The following is a 17,358-nucleotide window of genomic DNA, read 5'->3' as shown; positions in this document are numbered from 1 at the left end:
ATACGGCGCGCGTCGGCGTCATTCGTCCATCAGCCGGACCTTCACGCGCTTGCCCTTGATCTTCCCCGCGTTGAGCTTGCGCAGCGCATCGTGCGCGATGCCGCGCTCGACCGCGACGTAGGTCGAGAACTCGGTCACGTTGATCTTGCCGATCTGCGACCCGCTGAAGCCCGCATCGCCGGTCAGCGCGCCGAGCACGTCGCCCGGGCGGATCTTGTCCTTGCGACCGCCGAGGATCTGCAGCGTTTCCATCGGCGGCAGCAGCGTCTGGTCGCTGGCCGGCTTCAGCTCGGCGAGCGGATGCCATTCGACGTCGCGCTTCTGCGCCTGCTCGATCGCGCCGACGCGCCCCATCTCGTCCATGCTCGCGAGGCTCAGCGCCCAGCCTTCCTGATCGGCGCGGCCGGTGCGGCCGATGCGGTGCACGTGCACCTCGGGGTCGGGCGTCACGTCGACGTTGATCACCGCTTCGAGCTGCGCGATGTCGAGCCCGCGCGCGGCGACGTCGGTCGCGACGAGCACCGAGCAGCTGCGGTTCGCGAACTGGATCAGCACCTGGTCGCGCTCGCGCTGGTCGAGCTCGCCGTGCAGCGCAAGCGCATGAAAGCCCTGCGCGTGCAGCACGTCGAGCAGATCGCGGCACTGCTGCTTCGTGTTGCAGAACGCAATCGTGCTGACCGGCCGGTAGTGATTCAGCAACTGGCCGACCGCATGCAGCCGCTCGGTCTCGGTCACTTCGTAGAAGCGCTGGCGGATCTTGCTGTCGTCGTGGCGCTCTTCGAGCTTCACTTCCTTCGGGTTGCGCAGGAACTGCTGGCTCAGCTTCGCGATGCCGTCCGGATAGGTCGCCGAGAACAGCAGCGTCTGGCGCGTCGGCGGGCACAGGCGCGCGACTTTCGCGATGTCGTCGAAGAAGCCCATGTCGAGCATCCGGTCGGCTTCGTCGAGCACCAGCGTATTCAGCGCATCGAGCGTGAGGTTGCCGCGATCGAGGTGATCCATGATGCGGCCCGGCGTGCCGACCACGATGTGCGCGCCGTGCTCGAGGCTCTGCGCCTGCGGACGCATCGGCGTGCCGCCGCACAGCGTCAGCACTTTCACGTTTTCCTCGGCGCGCGCAAGGCGGCGCACTTCCTGCGCGACCTGGTCCGCGAGTTCGCGCGTCGGGCACAGCACCATCGCCTGCACGTCGAAGCGGCGCGTGTCGAGGCGCGCCAGCAGCGCGAGCGAGAACGCGGCGGTCTTGCCGCTACCCGTCTTCGCCTGCGCGATCAGGTCGTGGCCGGCGAGCGCGATCGGCAGGCTCGCGGCCTGGATCGGCGTCATGTCGACGTAGCCGAGCTGAGCGAGATTGGCGAGCGCGGCGGGCGTCAGCGGCAGCGCGCTGAAGGGAGTAGGCGTCGGCTGGCTCATGTCAGGACAGGTCTCCGAGGTAGGGGCGGCCTGCCATCTGCTCGTAGACGACATTGCCTTCGTCGTCTTCGAAGCGCTCGAGATAATTGCGCGCGCCGCACAGCGGGCAGCGGAACAGCAGGCCCTGGCCTTCGTCCTTGATGACGACGTCGGACGTCGCCCACTGCGTACCGCAGCTCTGGTTTCGGCAGGTAAACACGGTCGTTCTCCAGCTTGATTCGGTTGATGGCGCACCCGGGCGGGCGCGGCCATGGCGTGCGGCGCTCGCGCGGTTCGGGCGCGGGCCGCGCCGGCGGCCGCGTGGTGGTGCGGCGGCGCCGATACGGAGGGTGGATCGGGCGGCGACGGGGTCGCGCGTGCCGCAATTCTAGCGGAAGCGGGAGGCGACGGCCGGTGCGGGCGTCGTCGCGCGCGCCCGCAACGAAAAACGGCCGCTCCGGAGAGCGGCCGTATTGCGCGGCGCAGCGGCCTGCGCCGGGTTACAGCGCCATGTCGGCCGATGCCTTCGCGGGCCGGACGGCTTGCGCGCCGGTCGCCTGCGACGGCGCGTCGACGTCGATCTTCGGCGGCGGCGCGAGCTGCAGCACGTCGCTCGTGTACACCCATTCCTCATACACTTTCGCCGGGCTGTCGTTCAGCTTCGTGCCGTAGCTCGGCACGATCTGGCGGATCTTCTGCTGCCAGTCGGGCGTCGCGACCTTGTCCTTGAACACCTTCTGCATCAGGTTCAGCATGATCGGCGCGGCCGTCGATGCGCCCGGCGATGCGCCGAGCAGGCCCGCGATGCTGCCGTCCTGCGAGCTGACGATCTCGGTGCCGAGCTTCAGCACGCCGCCCTTCACCGGGTCGCGCTTGATGATCTGCACGCGCTGGCCGGCCTGCCACAGGCGCCAGTCTTCCTGCTTTGCGTTCGGGAAGTATTCCTTCAGCGCGTTGAAGCGGTCGTTGTCGGACAGCATCAGCTGGCCCGCGAGATACTCGACGAGCGGGAATTCGTCGATGCCGACGCGCATCATCGGCATCACGTTGTGCGTGTTGGTGCTCTTCGCGAGGTCGAAATACGAGCCGTTCTTCAGGAACTTGGTCGAGAACGTCGCGAACGGCCCGAACAGGATGATCTTCTTGCCGTCGATGATGCGCGTGTCGAGGTGCGGCACCGACATCGGCGGCGAGCCGACCGACGCCTTGCCGTACGCCTTCGCGAGGTGCCGCTTCACGACCTCGGGGTTGTCCGTCACGAGGAACGAGCCGCCGACCGGGAATGCGCCGTAGTCCTTCGCCTCGGGAATGCCCGACGCCTGCAGCAGACGCAGCGCGCCGCCGCCCGCGCCGATGAACACGAACTTCGCGTCGACGGCCTGCGGTGCTTCATTCGAATGCAGCTTGACCCACGACACGTGCCACGTGCCGTCCGCGTTGCGCGTGATGCCGCGCACTTCGCTCGACAGCGACAGCGTGAAGTTCGGCTGGCGCTGCAGGTAGCCGACGAACTGGCGCGTGATCTCGCCGAAGTTCACGTCGGTGCCGATCGGGGTCCACGTCGCGGCGACCTTCTGCTTGCGGTCGCGGCCTTCCATCATCAGCGGCACCCACTGCCTGATCTGGTCGTAGTCTTCCGAATACTGCATGCCGCGGAACAGCGGGCTCGCCTGCAGCGCTTCGTAGCGCTTCTTCAGGAAGCGCGCATTGTCGTCGCCCCACACGAAGCTCATGTGCGGCGTCGAGTTGATGAACGAGTGCGGGTTCTTCAGCACGCCCTGGCGGACCTGCCATGCCCAGAACTGGCGCGAGATCTGGAACGACTCGTTGATCTCGATCGCCTTCGAGATGTCGATCCTGCCATCCGCCTTTTCCGGCGTGTAGTTCAGCTCGGCGAGCGCCGAGTGGCCGGTGCCCGCGTTGTTCCAGCCGTTCGAGCTTTCGAGCGCGACGCCGTCGAGCCGCTCGACCATCGTCATCGACCAGTCCGGCTGCAGCTCGTGCAGCCAGACGCCGAGCGTCGAACTCATGATGCCGCCGCCCACCAGCAGGACGTCGACCTTCTTCGTGTCGGCCGCATGCGCGGACGACGCGGCTACGCAGAATGCGAGCCCCGACAGGATTACCCGTAACGTTTTGATCACAGCAGAACCTTTTTCAACTTGGATGCATCGATTTGCCACGCCGCCCGAAGGCCGACGCGATGCCGGCAGTGCGTGCACCGGCCGGGCCGACCGCGCTTCCGGCGATCCGGAACGCGAATCCGGAATTCCGGATCGGCGCAGGCCGGTGTCGCATTTGCGCACACGGAATCGATGTAAAGGACACCTTCGGATCGGTTCGATGCACGCCTGCGGTCGCCGCCGCCGCGATCGCGCGCAATCCGCGCAGGCCCGCGTGGAAAGCCCGACAGGACGACGCTTCAGGCCGTGCCGGAAAGCGCCGCGCGCGCCGCGTTTGCGGGGGCCCGGGTGGCAAGGGGCGCGTAATATAACCGAACTCGATTGCTGTGTCGCAAACGAATTTCGCCCTTGTTTTTGTAGGGTTTTTTGCGTGTCCGGGTTTCCGGAATGCGGCTCGCCGGAACCGGCGGAATTGTGGATAACTGCGGTCGGCTCGGGCGTCATGCCGTGCCGCGGCGTTGCACCGCGACGCGATCGCGTGAGGTCGCGTTACTGCGTGGCGCCGTTCCGGCAGAACTGCTCGTAGGCCTGCGCGGAATTCGCAAAACCCTTCTGCTTCGCGAGTTCCCACGGACGCTCGCATTGCCCGGTCGCTTCGCACCATGCATAGCCGGCCGAGCCGATACAGCCGTGCGCGTCGCGATCGCCGCCTGCACGCGGCGGCGCGACTTGCGCGGACGATGGATCCGGCGCAGCCGGCTGCGTCGCGCAGGCGCTCAATGCCGACACGCATGCGATCGCGGCGGCCAGCGGCATGGAACGGGTGAAACGTTTCATAGGGTAGTGCTCCATGGGATGAGTGCGGGGAGTCGGACGATGCGCCTGCGTGTTCGCCTTAATGCCGGCTTCACGCTTCCGGCACCGGCACGCGCGACGAGAACTTCACTTCGCGCAGCGCGAGGCTCGACTGGATCGACGACACGCCCGCCTGCTTGCGCAACACGCGCTCGACGAATTCCGCATACGCATCGAGATCGGACGCGACGACCTGCAGGATGTAATCGGCCGCGCCGGTGATCTTGTGGCACGACAGCACTTCGTCGTGACGCCGGATCACGTCCTCGAAGTGATCGGAATCCTGGCCCGAATGCATGTTGAACGTGACCTGCACGAATGCGAACACGTTCATCCCGAGCGCGCGCCGGTCGAGATTCGCCTGGTAGCCGGTGATCACGTGCTCGTCCTCGAGCCGCTTGCGCCGCCGCCAGCACGGCGTGACGCTCAGCGACAGCTTCTCGCCGAGCGTCGCGTTCGACAGCGCGCCGTCGTCCTGCAACAGCCGCAGCATCGCCCGGTCGACGCCGTCCAGTTCCACCGAAGCGCGATTTTTGCTCATTTTCGAGATTCCGTAGGCGGTTTTCTCAAAAGTGTACGAAACGCGCAAGCGAAAAGCAAAGCTATTGCCGGGCGCCGTCAATAAACTGTTGCCACCTCTCATCGCAACGGTCAACCATGCTCACGGTCTACAGCAGCGATCACCGACTGCATCGCGGCGTCGAACTGAAGGACGGCGCGATCACCGAATCGTTCGAAAATCCGCTTCGCGCCGAAACGGTGCTCGCGCAGGTGCGCGCCGCCGGCCTCGGCGACGTGATCGCGCCGAAGTCGTTCGACCGCGCGTGCTACGCGGCCGCGCACAGTACGCGCTATGTCGATTTCCTCGCCGGCGCGTGGGACGAATGGAGCGCGACCGGCCGCAGCTGCCAGGCGCTGCCGCTCGTATGGCCGGTGCGCGCGATGCCGGCCGCCGCGACGCCGCCCGCGTTCATCGACGGCAAGCTCGGCTTCTACGCGATGGACGCCGGCGCACCGATCAACGCCGGCACCTGGGACGCGGTCAGCGCGAGCGCGAACTCGGCGCTGACGGGTGCCGACCTGCTGTCGAACGGCGGCGCGCGCGCGGCCTTCGCGCTGTGCCGTCCGCCCGGCCACCACGCGGGCCGCGAGTACATGGGCGGCTACTGCTACCTGAACAATGCGGCGATCGCGGCGCAGTACGCGATCGCGCGAGGCGCGGCGCGCGTCGCCGTGCTCGACGTCGATTTCCATCACGGCAACGGCACGCAGGACATCTTCTACGACCGTTCCGACGTGCTGTTCGCATCGATCCACGGCGAGCCGCCGGTGTCGTATCCGTACTTCTCCGGCTATGCGGACGAACGTGGCGCGGGCGCGGGCGAAGGCTTCAACCTGAACCTGCCGCTGCCGAAGGGTACGCAGTGGGCCGAGTACGACGAAGCGCTCGGCCGCGCGACGGCCGCGATCGCCGCCCATGCACCCGAGCTGCTCGTCGTGTCGCTCGGCGTGGACACGTTCGAGCACGACCCGATCAGCCACTTCCGGCTGCGCTCGCCCGATTACCTGCGCATCGGCGAGGCGCTCGCGCGCCTGAAGCTGCCGACGCTGTTCGTGATGGAAGGCGGCTACATGGTCGATGAGATCGGCATCAATGCGGTCAATGTGCTGCTGGGATTCGAGGGGCGCGCGTAACGCGCGGCGCCGACCGTTTCAACCGCGGCCCGGGGGCCGCCGCAATCGTGGAGCAAGGGCATGACGCGATACCTGGATGTGACGAGCGTGTCGACGCTCGTGGCCGAAGTCGGGATGACGCAGATCCTGACGACGATGGCCTCGTATATCGAGCAGGACTACCGGCGCTGGGATACGTTCGAGAAGACCGCGCGCGTCGCCAGTCATTCGACCGACGGCGTGATCGAGCTGATGCCGGCGTCGGACGCGCGGCTGTATGCGTTCAAGTACGTGAACGGCCATCCGAAGAACACGAAGGCCGACCTGCTGACCGTGATGGCGTTCGGCGTGCTGGCCGACGTCGACACCGGCTATCCGCTGCTGCTCAGCGAGATGACGCTGACGACGGCGATCCGCACGGCGGCGACGTCCGCGCTGGTCGCGCGCTTTCTCGCGCGCGCCGATGCGCGTTCGATGGCGCTGATCGGCAACGGCGCGCAGAGCGAATTCCAGGCGATCGCGTTTCACCGGATGCTCGGCATCGACGAGCTGCGCGTATTCGACATCGATCCCGCCGCGACCGACAAGCTGGTGCGCAACCTCGCGCCGTTCACGGGGCTGCGCGTGATCCGCAGCGCATCGGCGGCGGACGCGGTGCGCGGCGCGGACATCGTGACGACGGTTACCGCCGACAAGACCAACGCGACGATCCTGACGCCGGACATGATCGAGGACGGCATGCACGTCAACGCGGTCGGCGGCGACTGTCCGGGCAAGACCGAGCTGCATGCGGACGTGCTGCGGCGTGCGCGCGTCGTCGTCGAATACGAGCCGCAGACGCGCATCGAAGGCGATATCCAGCAGATGCCGGCGGATTTTCCGGTCGTCGAATTCGCGCGAATCGTGTCGGGCGCCGCGCCCGGCCGCGAATCGGATGAGCAGGTGACGGTGTTCGATTCGGTCGGCTTCGCGCTCGAGGATTTTTCGGCGCTGCGCTACCTGAACGCGGCGGCGCGCGAGCGCGACATCGGCCGCGAGCTCGAGCTGATTCCCGCACCGCGCGACCCGAAGGACCTGTACGGCGTCGCGACGGGCGGCGACGTTCGCGCGGTGCCGGTCGCGACCGCCGATGCGGTACTGGCGGCGCTGCGCCATTGAGCGTCAGGGTAGTGCCTTCGAACCACGACATGCAACCTGTCCCGCATTGCACGGGACGCACAGGATTGATCAGGAGACGAACATGAATCGATACCGGATGACGGCGCTGGCCGCCGCAATCGCGCTGACGGGCTCGCTGTCCGCACACGCGGACGAGGTCGTGCGCATCGGCCACGTCGCGCCGCTGACCGGCTCGATCGCGCACCTGGGCAAGGACAGCGAGAACGGCGCGCGGCTCGCGGTCGAGGAAATCAATGCAAAGGGGCTCGTGATCGGCGGCAAAAAGGTCACGCTCCAGCTCGACGCACAGGACGACGCGGGCGATCCGCGCACCGCGACGCAGGTCGCGCAGCGGCTCGTCGACGACAAGGTCGTCGGTGTCGTCGGCCATCACAACTCGGGCACGTCGATCCCCGCGTCGCGCGTGTACAGCGACGGCGGCATCGTGCAGATCTCGCAGGCGGCGACCAACCCGATGTATACGCAGCAGGGCTTCAAGACGACGTACCGCGTCGTCGCGACCGACGCGCAGCAGGGTCCCGCGCTCGCCAGCTATGCGGCAAAGAGCATGGGCATCCGGACGGTGGCCGTGGTGGACGATTCGACCGCATACGGGCAGGGCCTCGCGACCGAGTTCGAAAAGGCTGCGAAGGCCGCCGGCATCCGGATCGTGTCGCGCGACGCGACCAACGACAAGGCGATCGACTTCCGCGCGATCCTCACGAAGATCAAGGGCGAGAACCCGGACGCGATCATGTACGGCGGCATGGACGCGACCGGCGGCCCGCTCGCGAAGCAGGCGCGGCAGCTCGGCGTGCGCGCGAAGATCCTCGCCGGCGACGGCGTGTGCTCGACCGACCTGCCGAAGCTTGCGGGCCCGGCCGGCGACAACGTCGTGTGCTCGGAGGCCGGCATGGCGCTCGAGAAGATGCCGGGCGGCGCGGCGTTCGTGAAGCGCTACGAAGCGCGCTACCACCAGCCGATGCAGGTGTATGCGCCGTTCTCGTACGACGCCGTCTACATCATCGTCGACGCGATGAAGCGCGCGAATTCGACGAATCCGGCGAAGGTGCTGGCCGCGATGCCGGCCACCGACTATCGCGGCGTGATCGGCGAGACGAGCTTCACGCCGCAGGGCGACCTGAAGCACGGCGTGATCTCGGTGTTCACGTACAAGGGCGGCAAGAAGTCGCTGCTCGATATCGTGAGGATGTGACGCGGCAGGCGCGCCGCGACACGACGCTCGTCTCGCGGGGCGCCGCCGCCTACAGCGCGCGGCTGCGCGGATGCTCCGCGTCGTGCACGATGTGCAGCTCGCGCGTGCGGATCGGCAGCGTGCAGTCGGCGTCCGCGAGCGCCTTGCGTGCTTGTCGCGCGAGGCGCCAGCGCATCGCCCAGAACTTGTCGGTGTGCGTCCACACGCGCACGTTCGCGATCGCGGTGCTGTCGTCGAAGCGCATCACCATCGCGTCCGGCTCCGGTTCGCGCAGCACGTCGGGATCGGCGAGCGCCAGCTGGCGCAGCGCGTCGAGCGCGCGATCGATGTCGTCGTGCACGGAGATCTCGACTTCGAGATCGAGGCGGCGCGTCGGATTGCGCGTGTAGTTGCGGATCGCGCTGCCCCACAGCGCGCTGTTCGGCACGTACTCGCAGATGCCGTCGGGCTTCGTCAGGCGCGTCATGAACAGTCCGACTTCATCGACCGTACCCGCGACACCCGTGCCGCCGTCGATATAGTCGCCGACCTTGAACGGCCGCAGCAGGAGCAGCATGATGCCGGCCGCGATGTTCTGCATCGTGCCTTGCAGCGCGAGCCCGATCGCGAGGCCGGCCGCGCCGAGTACCGCGACGATGCTCGCGGTTTCGATGCCGAGCTGCGACAGCGCGCCGACGATCGCGACGATGCGGATGCCCCACACGGCCACGTCGCAGAGGATCGGCCGCAGCGTGTCGTCGACGCGTTCCTTGTTCGCGAGCAGGCGGCTCAGCCAGTTGCCGACGCGCTTCGACAGCCACCAGCCGGCGACGAGCAGCCCGAGGCCGGCGCCGAGCCGCAGCGAGAAGGTGGAGAGCGCATTCCACAGGAAGGTCCAGCGCTCCGAATGAATGTGATCGAGAAACATGACGGGGTTCCGGTTATGTGACGAAGCAGGCGGTGCGTGTGCGCCGCGAGCTCTCGACTGTACACGGCGTGCGGGAGCGTCGATCTCGAAACGGGTGGCGGTTCGTGGCGCGTCGTTCTCGTTGACCGAAGCCGTCAGATTTTCCGGAATGTTCGGCGTGTGATCGTTACAGCCTGAAAATCTCCCGGATAAATCGGCAAATTGGACCGATTTGACTTCTCCGTGTCCCGGGGGTTACGCCTTAAACGTGCGTTTGATATCGGAGCCGTTCGGTTTCCCGATTATTTTCCGGTCGGATATGAAAACTGCGCCAGTTGCCGAGATTACGGTATCGATGCTTGCGATTATTTCGGGATGGGTGATATAACCCGAACCACGCACTGATTTGCTGCAATAACGTCACCAATATTGCGAGCGGAAAATGAAAAGCAATGCGTGGAACCTGGGTTGGGGTGGGGTGGCGATCCTGACCGGCGCGATGCCGGTGGGCGCCCATGCGGGATGTTCGGCCACCGCGCCGGGCAGCGGAACGACGGTCACGTGTTCCGGCGCGAACGCACCGTCGGTCGTGGCCGCGACCGGCAGCACCAACGTGACGATCAATCTCGATTCGACCATGACGGGCAGCTATGTGCTGACCGCCACGCCGACGCCGTTCTCCGTCGACACGTCGAGTGCGATCACCAACAACGGCAGCGTGTCGATGTCCGGCAACGGCACGGGTGTAGCGAACCGCGGCGCGGCGCTGCTCGGCGTGAACAACGGCAACACGCTCACCAACGGCGCAACCGGCACGATCTCGACGACGGGCGCGTACAACGACGGGATGGCCGCGAACGGCAACAACAATACGCTCGTCAACAACGGCACGATCACGACCACCGGCAACAATTCGTACGGGATGACGGCCGCGTGGGGGCAGAGCAATCCGGGCGCGTCGGGCAACCAGATCGTCAACACCGGCACCGTGACGACGTCCGGCAACAACGCGCGTGCGGCGTCGCTGCTCGGCGGCAACGGCACGATCGCCAACAGCGGCACGCTGACGTCGAACGGCAGGGACGCGCCGGCCGTCTACATGCAGGGCAACAACGACACGCTGGTCAACGGCGGCACGATCCAGACCACCGGCACCGCGACGAGCGGCGGCAGCGTCGACGCGGTCGTGTCGAACACGCTCGGCAGCTCGTTTACCGCGACGATCACGAACCAGGCCGGCGGCCGGATCGTCAGCAACAACGGGATCGGCGTGCGCTCGACCAACGGTGCGACGACGATCACCAACGCAGGGCTGATCCAGGGCGGTGGCGGCACCGCGATCCAGGGCGGCAACGGCAACGTGACGCTGATCCTGCAGACCGGTTCACAGATCGTCGGTGCAGCCAACGGTGGCGCGGGGACGAATACCGTGACGCTGCAGGGCACGGGCACGGCGTCGAACGCATTCACGAACTTCCAGAGCCTGACGATGGCCGGCACCGACTGGACGTGGGCCGGCACCGGCACGTTCTCGACCGCGCTCGTGCAGAGCGGCACGCTGAACCTGACCGGCACGCTCGGCACGACGACGGCGTCGGTCGTGGCCACGGTCAATGCGGGCGCGACGCTGCAGGCGAATGCGTCGAATCTGCCGTTGTCGGTGACCGACAATGGACTCGTGCGCTTTCAGCAGGACAGTGCCGGCACTTACACGGGCACGATCGGCGGGGCGGCCGCCGTGGAGAAGACGGGCGCGGGCACGCTGACGCTCGCGCCGTCCGCTGCAGGCGGAAACACGTATGCGGGCGGGACGACGATCACGCAAGGCGCGCTGTCGGTGGCAGCGGACAATGCGCTCGGCGCTTCGTCTGGAACACTGACTTTCAACGGCGGCACGCTGCAGCTCGGCAGCGCGTTCGACCTCGCGGCGAGCCGTGCAGTGTCGATCACGGCGAACAACGGCACGATCGATACGCAGGGGTTCGACTCGACGATCGCGCAGAACATCTCGGGCGCCGGTTCGCTGACGAAGCTCGGCAGCGGCACGCTGACGTTGAACGGCTCGAACAGCTACGCGGGCGGGACGAACGTGAACGCGGGCACCGTGATCGTCGGCGACGGCACGAGCGCCTCGGCGGCGCTGGGCGGCGGCGGGCCGGTGGCGATCGCCGCGGGCGCGACGCTCGGCGGCTACGGCAGCGTGACGGGCAACGTGACGAACAACGGCACGATCTCGGTCGCGAATGCGCTCGCGAGCCTCGCGAGCGGCGCGACCGGCAATTTCCGGATCGACGGCAACCTGACCAATGCGGGTCTCGTGCAACTGGGCGGCAGCGGCGTGGGCAACACGCTGACGGTCGCCGGCAACTACGTCGGTCAAAACGCGACGATCGCCTTGAACACGACGCTCGCCGGCGACGGCGCACCGTCGGACAAGCTGATCGTCAGCGGCGGGACGGCGAGCGGGGCGAGCACGCTGAAGGTGACGAACGTCGGCGGCACGGGCGCGCAGACGGTGGCCGACGGCATCCAGGTCGTGCAGGCGACGAATGGTGCGACGACGGGGGCGAGCGCGTTTTCGCTGTCGGGCGGATCGGTCAGCGCGGGCGCCTATACGTATTTCCTCGCGAAGGGCGGCGCATCGAACGGTACCGGCGAAAGCTGGTATCTGCGCAATACGGTGCCGCCGAAGCCGGTGCCGCCGGTCGTGCAGCCGGGTCAGCCGACGCCGCCGGCCGAACCGCCGATCACGCCGGCCGAAGGTACGCCCGAATCGATCGTCGAGGCCGTGGATAATGCGGGCACGGGCGGCACGTCCGAACCTGTGTACCGCCCCGAAGTGCCGTTGTATGCAGAAGCGCCGGCCGTCGCACGGCAGCTCGGATTGCTGCAGATCGATACCTTCCACGATCGCCAGGGCGAACAGGGGCTGCTGGCGGAGAACGGTTCGGTGCCCGCGTCCTGGGCACGGATGTGGGACGGCCATGGCGACATCAAGCAGAAGGGCGATGTGACGCCGTCGTTCGACGGTACGGTGTGGGGGATGCAGGTCGGGCAGGATCTGTATGCGGACACCACCGCCGGCGGTCACCGCAATCACTACGGCTTCTTCGTCGGCTTCTCGCGCGCGGTGGGCGACGTGAACGGCTTCGCACTCGCACAGCAGGACCTGGGTGTGGGTTCGCTGCAGGTCAACGCGTACAACCTCGGCGGCTATTGGACGCACATCGGTCCGGGCGGCTGGTACACGGATGCGGTGGTGATGGGCAGCGCGCTCACGGTGCGCACCCGTTCGAACGACAACGTGAACGGTTCGACGGACGGCAATGCGTTCACGGGTTCCGTGGAAGCCGGCTTCCCGGTCGCGCTGGGCGCCGGGCTGACGCTGGAGCCGCAGGCGCAACTGGTGTGGCAGTGGCTGTCGCTGGGCAGGTTCAACGACGGCGTGTCGGACGTCACCTGGAACAACGGCAACACGTTCCTCGGGCGGGTCGGCGCACGGCTGCAATATGCGTTCGATGCGAACGGCGTGAGCTGGAAGCCGTACCTGCGGCTGAACGTGCTGCGCTCGTTCGGCTCGGACGACAAGACGACGTTCGGCGGCACGACCGCGATCGGCACGCAGGTCGGCCAGACGGCCGGACAGATCGGCGCGGGGCTCGTCGCGCAGCTGACGAAGCGCGGCAGCGTGTATGCGACGGTCAGCTACCTGACGAACCTCGGCGGCGAGCACCAGCGCACGATTACCGGGAATGCGGGCGTGCGCTGGGCGTGGTGACGTCGACGGCGGCGAGGCGTCGTTCGATCGGCCGCAGCGACATGCACAAACGATCGATCACTGAACCGATCCGGTCAATTGCGAGCGCAACGCCCGCGCGACCTGTTCGAGCAGGTCCGGCATGAGCAGCTGAACTTCGAGCGACCCGGCGACGCCGTATCCGCCGTTGCCATGCGGATCGATCGTCACGACGGCGGCGCATGCCGCGCCCGTCGAGGTCAGCAGACGCGCGGCGATGTCGCTGTGCTCGCCCGGCGTGCCGGGTGCGTGTGCGACGACGTGTTGTTTCAGACTGTCCATCCGGTGCTTCTCGAGCGGGTTTGCGGTGCCCTCGACCGGCGTCGGGGACGACGACGGCAAGCGCCGGGCGAAACGGCGTCCGGCGATTGCCCTCGCGGCGACGGCGACGCCGTCAGCCGAGCGGCCAGTTCAGGATCGCGATGCCGTCGTTATAGTCGCCGTCCGCACCGTCCTCCGAGCCGACCAGCCCAAAGTACGTCTTCTTGAAGATGTCGACCTGACGCGAGCCGATCTTCGACGGCTTGCCGTTTGCCGTCACGACCACACGCACCTTCCCCTTGCCGGAGTTCACGATCTGCGTGTTCAGGTTCGCATCCTGCGTGCCGGCGCCCTGAAACGTCGCGGCCGGCTTCGGGTTGTCGTCGACAAAGACCTCGATCGTCTGCTGTGCCGACGAATTGACGAGCGCCGTCACGCCGAACGCGATGTTGGGCGGCAGGTTGAAGACGCCGTCGCGTTCGCCGCCGCCGGTCGTCGCGGGATTCGTCGGCGTGGGCTGGGGCGTCGCTTTCGAAAAGTAATTGACGACCGCACCGACGCCGAACTTTGCCGCAGCGCCGGGCAGCACGCCGGGCGCGCCGGCCCACGTGACCGTGCAGGCGACGACCTGTCCCGCTGCATCGGTTTTCACCTTGTTTTGCCAGCTGCCGACGTCGAAGCTGTACGGGACGGTCGCGATGTCGACGAAGACATCGTACTGCGGCAGTTTTTCGACGAGCTGCGCGGTCATGAACTGGCGCATCCGGTCGAGTACCGCCTGGTCGCCGTTCGACTGCACGGCGGTAGCGTCGTTGCCGGCGAGTTGCAGTAGTGCGTACAGATCGTCATGGGTAAACGGTTGTGACATGTCGTCCTCGTCATGATGGAATGTCTCCCATCGCGCGGCCGGCGAGCGGTTCTCGCCGCTGTCGCGCGGGGAGCACAGCGTGGGACTGCAGCGGGCATGCCGCGAATTCGCAACGTATGGTTGGCCCCGTCGCCGTTGCGATATCGGTCGTGGCGCGGGACGTGCCGCACCCGGTCTGCCGTCGATGGATGGCCTCGTCGGATGACGAAGCCGCCGACCCGCGATACCGGCAGCGGGGCGGCGGCTGTCGATGAATCGTTCGATCAGCCGATCGGCCACTGGAGCACGACGATGCCGTCGTTGTAGTCGCTGTCGTGGCCGTCTTCCGACACGACGATTCCGAAGTTCACCGTGAACGGCGAACCGTCCGATTTCTTGCCGTTGATCGGCGCGAGTCGCGCGTCGGTGGCGGACGGCTTGCCGTTCACCGTGATCTCGAAGCGGATCTTGCCGTTGCCGGAATTCAGCGTGGCTTCGCGCGGGCCGTCGCGCGTGGTCAGCTTGTGATATGCGGCGGGTTCGGTGCTGTCGCCGATAAACAGCTTGATGTGCTGCTGCTCGGCGGCATTCGCGAAGAAAATCGCGCGGAAATCGGTATTCGGCGGAATCGAAAATTCGCCGGCGCGATTCGAGGACGTTTGAGAGTCGGCCATGCTTTCCTCCTGAAGAACAGTGGTTGAGGCGTCTCGCCGCGTTGCGCAAACATTTGCTGTTTGAAACGCGGTTTGAAAAGCATGTCAAAAAATAAATGGAAAAATATTCTATGAAGAATGGTTATTGTTCAGTAAATTGAAAATCAATGTGGCTTGATTCAATGAATCAAACTTAATCTGGTTATTTACGATGTATTCTGGAAACTATATCGATGTGCGTTGCGGCTTTCGGAATAGTACGCGACGGCATGGCCGCGTCCCGAAAACCCGGTGGTGCGACACCATATATTCATGTGATGAATCGCCCGATTGAGCGTATCGTTCGATGGGCGCAGACGGTGGCGAAGGCAAGTGCGCGTCCGCGTCGATTTCCGGCAGCTTCTTTCATTTACCCGGCCCGCGCCGGGTCAACCATGAGGAATGCGTGATGACGAAACCCGATGTTTTGAAAGGCGACATCAAAAGCCAGGCTCAGGAAGCGGATCGCCACAACCTCGCGCGACCGGCTGTCAACGGCGCGCTGTGGGCGCGCGGATTGACGACGCAGCGGGTCGCCGATCTGTTCCGGACCTTGCCGGGTCTGCCCGGACACTGGATGCAGCTGCAGAACGAGGTCAACGCCGGCAATCGTTATTTCTACGGCGTGCAGAACGGCCACCAGACGACCGAGGAGGGGAAGGCGCTGATTCGCTGGATCGCCGACGCGGTGGTCAGCGCGGCCGGGCAGGCCGGCTTCGATTTCCCGTTGCAGCAGCTGCGGTTCACGGCCGATACGGGCTGGCTCAAGCTTTATCGCGTCGGCGGGCGCGTGCTGGTGCTGTCGCGTCCGTAAGCCGCGCGCCGCGCGTCGGAGCGATTCGGCGGGCTTCGAGCGGACCGGTCGCGGGCGTCATGCCGCGACCGTGATGCCTGCCGTTCGTGTGCGTCGCGCGGGTTGCACGACGATTTCCACATGTTGGCCCAGCGATACCAGCGCATGCATCAGTCGCTCCAGCGAAATGTTTTGCAGCTTGTAGCGGCGCACCTGGGACACCTTCGGCTGCGTCATGCCGGTGATCGCCGCCGTTTCGGTCTGGCTCAGGCCGCGCTGATCGATCAGCTCGTTGAGCTTGAGCGCGAGGGCGGCCTTGGCCGATAGTTCAGGCCCGTCGTCGAAGCCCAGATCCAGCAGTACGTTGTCGGTGCCCTGCGGATGGTCCTTGCGATTCATTCGTTATCTCCGGCCCGCCCATGGCGGGCAAGGACTGCTTTCAACCGTTTCTTGATCAGTTCCACGTCCGGCTGCGGCGTGGCGATGCCGGACCGCGACTTCTTCTGGAACGCGTGAAGGACGTGTACCGCATCGCCTACTTGCACGATATAGACGACCCGGAACGCATCGCCCCGGTGGTCATCCACCAGCTCGTATACGCCGGAAACCAATCCTTTCCATGGCTTGGCCGAGTCCGGCGTCCGGCCCAACTGGACGATGAACAGCGCCACACCTATATCCTTCTGTACGTCGATTGGAAACGCCTTGAAATCCTTTTTCGAGGAGCCTTCCCAGTACAGCAATTTCCGTTTTTGCTCCATCGATTATATCCGTTCGGGTATGGGTTGTGTGCGTCGTGATTGTTGCTGTCGCTCGGGATATGTCAGCGCGCAGTCTGACGGGGAGATCGGGTACTCGCTGACCCGATACATCGAACCCCGACAACACGACTGCGCGCCGTCGGGGCATGTGATCAGCAGGAACGGGTGCGATCCGCTGCCTTCGTCGCCGGCCGTCGACGGCGCGTCAAGCCCGTCGCGGCATCGACGACAGGAAAGCCGTCACGTCCGAAATGGTCACAGTCTCTTTCGTCGATCGGCGTGATGACCAGCCGTCCGATTGTCACCTCGATCCGCACACGTTGGGCGGGTTCGAAACCCGCGTCCTCGATCCATCGGCCGGACAGTTTCATCCACGGATACTTGACGGGCGGCTTCCTGTCCTGGAACCTGACGCGAGGGATGTGTCGGCGATATCGAAAAGACTCCTGAATGGTTACGAAGCGATCGGGGAACAGCGTCGGTACGTTATGATGCGCGTCAGCCATGACGAACTCCTGTGTTGAGTTGGTGGTGGTCAGCGACCCGCAGGTGGTGGTGCACCTGCGGGTCGCGCCGTTTACGCGGCGAATGTCGAGCGAGGCATCGTCACGGTCGAACATTGCGATGTCCTGCATTCGCGTGCAAACGCGTTACCACTTTAGCGGCATGACGCGGGCCTTTGGTTGCCGTTATGTGCGTTTGTAGCAACGTTGGCCGTTCGGCAGAGGTGTCGTGCATCGAATGCGTCGGGTATTCGCGGGGTCGGTGTGCGGGAAACGATACCTCACGGATTCCGTCGCCGCTTTCCGCCGCGCATTCGGGGTTGTCAGAACCTGTCCGCATTTTTGTGGGCGAGGCGGTTGAACAACGCGTTATCCACGCGCCTGCGTAAATCGCTCTCCGA

Annotated in this window: 17 protein-coding genes; 5 read left to right on the top strand and 12 right to left on the bottom strand. The window is 65.9% G+C overall.

What is annotated here, in order from left to right; translation table 11 throughout:
- Positions 1-18 precede the first annotated feature (18 nt).
- The 5 genes from dbpA to BST28156_RS13365 all read right to left on the bottom strand — a co-directional run bounded on the left by dbpA (position 19) and on the right by BST28156_RS13365 (position 4,911).
- On the bottom strand, positions 19-1,413 hold the full coding sequence (gene dbpA / locus BST28156_RS13385) for an ATP-dependent RNA helicase DbpA (RefSeq protein ID WP_060246480.1): 1,395 nt from the start codon (positions 1,411-1,413) through the stop codon (positions 19-21).
- Between the two features lies 1 nt (position 1,414).
- Positions 1,415-1,612: a hypothetical protein gene (locus tag BST28156_RS13380; protein WP_009693032.1), complete on the bottom strand. Its 198-nt coding sequence runs from the start codon at positions 1,610-1,612 to the stop codon at positions 1,415-1,417.
- Between the two features lie 280 nt (positions 1,613-1,892).
- On the bottom strand, positions 1,893-3,536 hold the full coding sequence (mqo, locus tag BST28156_RS13375; protein ID WP_174902411.1) for a malate dehydrogenase (quinone): 1,644 nt from the start codon (positions 3,534-3,536) through the stop codon (positions 1,893-1,895).
- 528 nt (positions 3,537-4,064) lie between these two features.
- Positions 4,065-4,352 (bottom strand): hypothetical protein, encoded by a 288-nt coding sequence (locus tag BST28156_RS13370; RefSeq protein ID WP_174902410.1) that lies wholly within the window; start codon positions 4,350-4,352, stop codon positions 4,065-4,067.
- 70 nt (positions 4,353-4,422) lie between these two features.
- A complete protein-coding gene (locus BST28156_RS13365) occupies positions 4,423-4,911 on the bottom strand; it encodes an Lrp/AsnC family transcriptional regulator (RefSeq protein WP_174902409.1) in 489 nt (162 codons plus the stop codon).
- 116 nt (positions 4,912-5,027) lie between these two features.
- Here BST28156_RS13365 and BST28156_RS13360 point away from each other — a divergent pair, with 116 nt between their 5' ends.
- From BST28156_RS13360 to BST28156_RS13350, 3 genes are all read left to right on the top strand, one after another.
- Complete coding sequence (locus BST28156_RS13360; RefSeq protein WP_174902408.1) at positions 5,028-6,065, top strand: histone deacetylase family protein; 1,038 nt, start codon at positions 5,028-5,030, stop codon at positions 6,063-6,065.
- A gap of 60 nt (positions 6,066-6,125) precedes the next feature.
- The gene (gene ocd / locus BST28156_RS13355; protein ID WP_174902407.1) at positions 6,126-7,202 is read left to right on the top strand and encodes an ornithine cyclodeaminase; all 1,077 of its coding nucleotides are present in this window, start codon (positions 6,126-6,128) and stop codon (positions 7,200-7,202) included.
- An 82-nt stretch (positions 7,203-7,284) separates the two neighbouring features.
- Complete coding sequence (locus BST28156_RS13350; protein ID WP_174902406.1) at positions 7,285-8,418, top strand: branched-chain amino acid ABC transporter substrate-binding protein; 1,134 nt, start codon at positions 7,285-7,287, stop codon at positions 8,416-8,418.
- 49 nt (positions 8,419-8,467) lie between these two features.
- Here the strand turns inward: BST28156_RS13350 and BST28156_RS13345 are convergent, their stop codons facing one another.
- On the bottom strand, positions 8,468-9,325 hold the full coding sequence (locus BST28156_RS13345; protein WP_174902405.1) for a mechanosensitive ion channel family protein: 858 nt from the start codon (positions 9,323-9,325) through the stop codon (positions 8,468-8,470).
- Between the two features lie 421 nt (positions 9,326-9,746).
- Between BST28156_RS13345 and BST28156_RS13340 the strand changes: the two genes are divergently transcribed.
- Positions 9,747-13,082: an autotransporter outer membrane beta-barrel domain-containing protein gene (locus BST28156_RS13340; protein ID WP_254596375.1), complete on the top strand. Its 3,336-nt coding sequence runs from the start codon at positions 9,747-9,749 to the stop codon at positions 13,080-13,082.
- A 57-nt stretch (positions 13,083-13,139) separates the two neighbouring features.
- On the opposite strand, the gene BST28156_RS13335 is transcribed toward BST28156_RS13340, so the two are convergent.
- The 3 genes from BST28156_RS13335 to BST28156_RS13325 all read right to left on the bottom strand — a co-directional run bounded on the left by BST28156_RS13335 (position 13,140) and on the right by BST28156_RS13325 (position 14,882).
- Positions 13,140-13,382, bottom strand: a complete 243-nt coding sequence (locus BST28156_RS13335) for a hypothetical protein (RefSeq protein WP_174902404.1) — start codon at positions 13,380-13,382, stop codon at positions 13,140-13,142.
- Between the two features lie 112 nt (positions 13,383-13,494).
- Positions 13,495-14,229: a fucose-binding lectin II gene (locus BST28156_RS13330; RefSeq protein WP_174902477.1), complete on the bottom strand. Its 735-nt coding sequence runs from the start codon at positions 14,227-14,229 to the stop codon at positions 13,495-13,497.
- A gap of 263 nt (positions 14,230-14,492) precedes the next feature.
- The gene (locus tag BST28156_RS13325; RefSeq protein ID WP_060247309.1) at positions 14,493-14,882 is read right to left on the bottom strand and encodes a fucose-binding lectin II; all 390 of its coding nucleotides are present in this window, start codon (positions 14,880-14,882) and stop codon (positions 14,493-14,495) included.
- A 427-nt stretch (positions 14,883-15,309) separates the two neighbouring features.
- On the opposite strand from BST28156_RS13325, the gene BST28156_RS13320 reads away from it, so the two are divergent.
- Entirely contained in the window at positions 15,310-15,714 is a 405-nt protein-coding gene (locus tag BST28156_RS13320) for a peptide ABC transporter ATPase (protein ID WP_174902403.1), read from the top strand.
- Between the two features lie 57 nt (positions 15,715-15,771).
- Here the strand turns inward: BST28156_RS13320 and BST28156_RS13315 are convergent, their stop codons facing one another.
- From BST28156_RS13315 to BST28156_RS13305, 3 genes are all read right to left on the bottom strand, one after another.
- The gene (locus tag BST28156_RS13315) at positions 15,772-16,092 is read right to left on the bottom strand and encodes a helix-turn-helix domain-containing protein (protein ID WP_174902402.1); all 321 of its coding nucleotides are present in this window, start codon (positions 16,090-16,092) and stop codon (positions 15,772-15,774) included.
- Positions 16,089-16,454, bottom strand: a complete 366-nt coding sequence (locus BST28156_RS13310; protein ID WP_174902401.1) for a type II toxin-antitoxin system RelE/ParE family toxin — start codon at positions 16,452-16,454, stop codon at positions 16,089-16,091. The genes BST28156_RS13315 and BST28156_RS13310 overlap by 4 nt, the downstream gene beginning before the upstream one ends.
- Positions 16,455-16,606: 152 nt before the next feature.
- Positions 16,607-17,074 carry a SymE family type I addiction module toxin gene (locus BST28156_RS13305; RefSeq protein ID WP_244131475.1) on the bottom strand — a complete coding sequence of 156 codons (468 nt, stop codon included), beginning with the start codon at positions 17,072-17,074 and terminating at the stop codon, positions 16,607-16,609.
- Positions 17,075-17,358 lie beyond the last annotated feature (284 nt).

Origin of the sequence: Burkholderia pseudomultivorans (genome assembly GCF_902499075.1) — a bacterium.
In the GTDB taxonomy this organism is placed as follows: Bacteria; Pseudomonadota; Gammaproteobacteria; order Burkholderiales; family Burkholderiaceae; genus Burkholderia; species Burkholderia pseudomultivorans.
Note: the sequence above shows the minus strand (reverse complement) of the source record. Positions and strands in the feature narration are given on the sequence as shown.

Bases quoted from the DNA above. Each gene is read 5' to 3' on its own strand.
- dbpA (WP_060246480.1), bottom strand. From the start codon at position 1,413: ATGAGCCAGCCGACGCCTACTCCCTTCAGCGCGCTGCCGCTGACGCCC.
- BST28156_RS13370 (WP_174902410.1), bottom strand. From the start codon at position 4,352: ATGAAACGTTTCACCCGTTCCATGCCGCTGGCCGCCGCGATCGCATGC.
- BST28156_RS13365 (WP_174902409.1), bottom strand. From the start codon at position 4,911: ATGAGCAAAAATCGCGCTTCGGTGGAACTGGACGGCGTCGACCGGGCG.
- BST28156_RS13360 (WP_174902408.1), top strand. From the start codon at position 5,028: ATGCTCACGGTCTACAGCAGCGATCACCGACTGCATCGCGGCGTCGAA.
- ocd (WP_174902407.1), top strand. From the start codon at position 6,126: ATGACGCGATACCTGGATGTGACGAGCGTGTCGACGCTCGTGGCCGAA.
- BST28156_RS13350 (WP_174902406.1), top strand. From the start codon at position 7,285: ATGAATCGATACCGGATGACGGCGCTGGCCGCCGCAATCGCGCTGACG.
- BST28156_RS13345 (WP_174902405.1), bottom strand. From the start codon at position 9,325: ATGTTTCTCGATCACATTCATTCGGAGCGCTGGACCTTCCTGTGGAAT.
- BST28156_RS13340 (WP_254596375.1), top strand. From the start codon at position 9,747: ATGAAAAGCAATGCGTGGAACCTGGGTTGGGGTGGGGTGGCGATCCTG.
- BST28156_RS13335 (WP_174902404.1), bottom strand. From the start codon at position 13,382: ATGGACAGTCTGAAACAACACGTCGTCGCACACGCACCCGGCACGCCG.
- BST28156_RS13330 (WP_174902477.1), bottom strand. From the start codon at position 14,229: ATGTCACAACCGTTTACCCATGACGATCTGTACGCACTACTGCAACTC.
- BST28156_RS13325 (WP_060247309.1), bottom strand. From the start codon at position 14,882: ATGGCCGACTCTCAAACGTCCTCGAATCGCGCCGGCGAATTTTCGATT.
- BST28156_RS13320 (WP_174902403.1), top strand. From the start codon at position 15,310: ATGACGAAACCCGATGTTTTGAAAGGCGACATCAAAAGCCAGGCTCAG.
- BST28156_RS13315 (WP_174902402.1), bottom strand. From the start codon at position 16,092: ATGAATCGCAAGGACCATCCGCAGGGCACCGACAACGTACTGCTGGAT.
- BST28156_RS13310 (WP_174902401.1), bottom strand. From the start codon at position 16,454: ATGGAGCAAAAACGGAAATTGCTGTACTGGGAAGGCTCCTCGAAAAAG.
- BST28156_RS13305 (WP_244131475.1), bottom strand. From the start codon at position 17,074: ATGTTCGACCGTGACGATGCCTCGCTCGACATTCGCCGCGTAAACGGC.